We start from the raw sequence: 2,575 nt of genomic DNA on the forward strand, positions 1-2,575 counted from the left end.
GGTCGCTATCCAGCACAAAATACCATTTCCAGTATTTTAGAGGACGCTGAAAATGGTTTACCCCAGCTTGCTCGTGAACTCTTAACCGATGTGTGGCTCAGCATACAAGGGCTTAATCAAGAAATATTAAAATACGACCGACAACTCTATGCTCTTTCTAAACAAATGCCTGCTGCAAAATTACTAATGAGTATTCCAGGTATTGGCGAAGTCACTGCAACCGCTGTTGTCGCGACTGTTAATGATGCAAAACACTTTAGTTCAAGCCGCCAATTTGCTGCGTGGATTGGCTTAGTGCCCCGACAATACACAACGGGTGGTAATGTTCACTTAGGCCGAATTAGTAAACGCGGTGAAAAGCATATACGAACGTCACTTATCCATGGTGCTCGAGCTGTGATTGCCAACTGTAAAACGAAAACAGACAAAACCAGTTTATGGGTGCCAGGCTTGATTGAACGACGGGGCTTTAAACGCGCGGTTGTCGCATTGGCTGCGAAGAATGCCCGTTTAATTTGGGCGCTACTGCAATCAGGTAAAGAATATCAGATTGATTATGTGTGATTTAATTAACTAAACGTGGTTCACCAAAACGGTTAACCCCACCGAGTCTCAGCAATAGCTATTGACGATAACACGGTCAGACCGAGAGCAATAAAACCTGTTTATTCGGGAAGTAGCAAATACTGTCTAACGAATGAGGTCATTGCTCAAGCGCAAATCATCAGGGCGATAGCGTAGCAAAGCTAATAAACGCCGAATGTAGAGCTGCTGTCAGATCTTCTTGTTGTCGAAGACACCTATTGCTTGACAAAGGGGAGTCCATGTAGCCCTGTTAAGGGGTTGATAATGTTTGACTAAACTCGTGTAGCGAAGCGGAACAGAGCCAAGCTTTAGCAGTCCCGTCCTTGATTGGCTTGTTATGTTTTTACTGCACCAAGCCCGCTTTTGTTTTTATAAATTATTGCAATCGCGGCTGGATAAACTAACCAAAAGCCTGAAACAGGCATTAAAACAACACCTAAAGTTGTTAATACTAGGAGTGATACTCCGATTATGTTTGGTATTTTTAATGCGTCGTTCTTTTCAATGACGGATATGGCAAGACTCGTAATAAATAAAAGAAAGCCGAATAGAATAAACCAAGCAGCTAAAGCTGTCTTTTCAGAGTTAACAGAACTTAATAATCCATTTGAAAGCATTTCATTGTATATGCTTCCAAAGAACATGATCCCTACAACGGTGTGACCTGCCGATACAAAAATTAACCATTTGCTAATCCATGCTTTCATATTTACATCTTACTCCAAAAAAAACATAACGCCCTGTTAAGGGGTTGATAATGTTTGACTAAACTCGTGTAGCGAAGCGGAACAGAGCCAAGCTTTAGCAGTCCCGCACTTAAACAGCTTGTTATGCTGCTTTACGCCTTTGCTGTAATTTTCTGGCAATATTATCTAGCGCTACCATCATTGTTACTTTTCCTTCAAGATAGGGCTTCCAGTACTGAATTAGAATTTCTTTATAATCCCAAGAATCTGTATAAAGATCGTTTCTATCTGCATAAGTGATATAGTCTGGGTTTTGAGAAGAGGTAACCTTTTTTACTACTTCACCGACAGTATAGAATAAAATGGGATGCCAAATACCCACTTCTGATTCTAGCCCTCTTTCCTTAAAAACAGACTCAATTAACTTATAGAGCTTACTACTTCGATTTAAACTGTTGGCATGTGATATTTCATGGAAAACCATTTCTAACGCATTCCAATCAAGGAAATCTTCATAAGTACTATTAATTACTGACTGCATGCTACGCGATGAAGTATATGCTCCTTGCTTAGTGCCCGGCTTATATACCACACTTATCATATGCCCTTTTTCTGTGAATAGAGGAGCATCGAATATTTGTTCCAACTCTGCCTGTATCTCAGCACCATGCTGATTGAGTTTAGGAGCGAGGTTTTTAATCCACTTTTTATTTCTTTTATTGTGTTTGACCCAATAAATACGCTCATATAATGGCTTAAATGATGAAAAGGCTTTCTCGATAGTCGTGTTACTTTCTATTTTTTCGTGAGCTAAAACTTTACTTGTAGTTTGCGGAATTACCCCGTAATCAAATAACACATGCCTAATATTCATATTACTTTTATACGTATCAACGGCTAGGTTCAAAATACTCCTGTCTTTTGAATCTAGCTGAGTTTCAGCCACTATTTTCTCAAAATAATTCTTGTCGCGAGCAAGTTCATATAGAAAGTGGTGTTGATTGATTTGCAAGTCGCTTTCAAATAAAAGTTTATTCCAGCTATATTCTATGCTAACTCCATCTGGCGATTTAGCAGATACGTTGGATATTACGATTAACGAAACTACCAGTAAAAAATACTTCATAAAATTCCCTTTTAAAACTCCGAACTTTCTTTACAGCATAACGCCGCAAATAAACGGCTAAAAATAGTTGGCTATAATTTGTGAGGTACGAACAAAGCCAACTGTTTTTTGTCCGCCCTTTTTGATTTGCCTTGTTATATAACTAATGCACCCAAACACCTTTTTCTGCAGATATAAC

The 2,575-nt window shown here is 39.1% G+C and carries 3 protein-coding genes; 1 reads left to right on the forward strand and 2 read right to left on the reverse strand.

Annotated features, from left to right (window positions below):
• Positions 1–564, forward strand: a 564-nt coding sequence (locus ABYD77_RS18770) for an IS110 family transposase (RefSeq protein ID WP_372771618.1), incomplete at its 5' end; no start/stop codon positions are given.
• A gap of 356 nt (positions 565–920) precedes the next feature.
• Here ABYD77_RS18770 and ABYD77_RS18775 read toward each other — a convergent pair.
• Positions 921–1,292: a DUF6463 family protein gene (locus ABYD77_RS18775; protein ID WP_372771619.1), complete on the reverse strand. Its 372-nt coding sequence runs from the start codon at positions 1,290–1,292 to the stop codon at positions 921–923.
• 121 nt (positions 1,293–1,413) lie between these two features.
• Entirely contained in the window at positions 1,414–2,397 is a 984-nt protein-coding gene (locus tag ABYD77_RS18780) for a hypothetical protein (RefSeq protein ID WP_372771620.1), read from the reverse strand.
• Positions 2,398–2,575: the final 178 nt, after the last annotated feature.

It is taken from the genome of Pseudoalteromonas sp. (assembly GCF_041629635.1).
In the GTDB taxonomy this organism is placed as follows: Bacteria; Pseudomonadota; Gammaproteobacteria; order Enterobacterales; family Alteromonadaceae; genus Pseudoalteromonas.

Excerpts from the sequence above, each read along its gene's own strand:
- ABYD77_RS18775 (WP_372771619.1), bottom strand. The coding sequence starts at position 1,292 with ATGAAAGCATGGATTAGCAAATGGTTAATTTTTGTATCGGCAGGTCAC.
- ABYD77_RS18780 (WP_372771620.1), bottom strand. The coding sequence starts at position 2,397 with ATGAAGTATTTTTTACTGGTAGTTTCGTTAATCGTAATATCCAACGTA.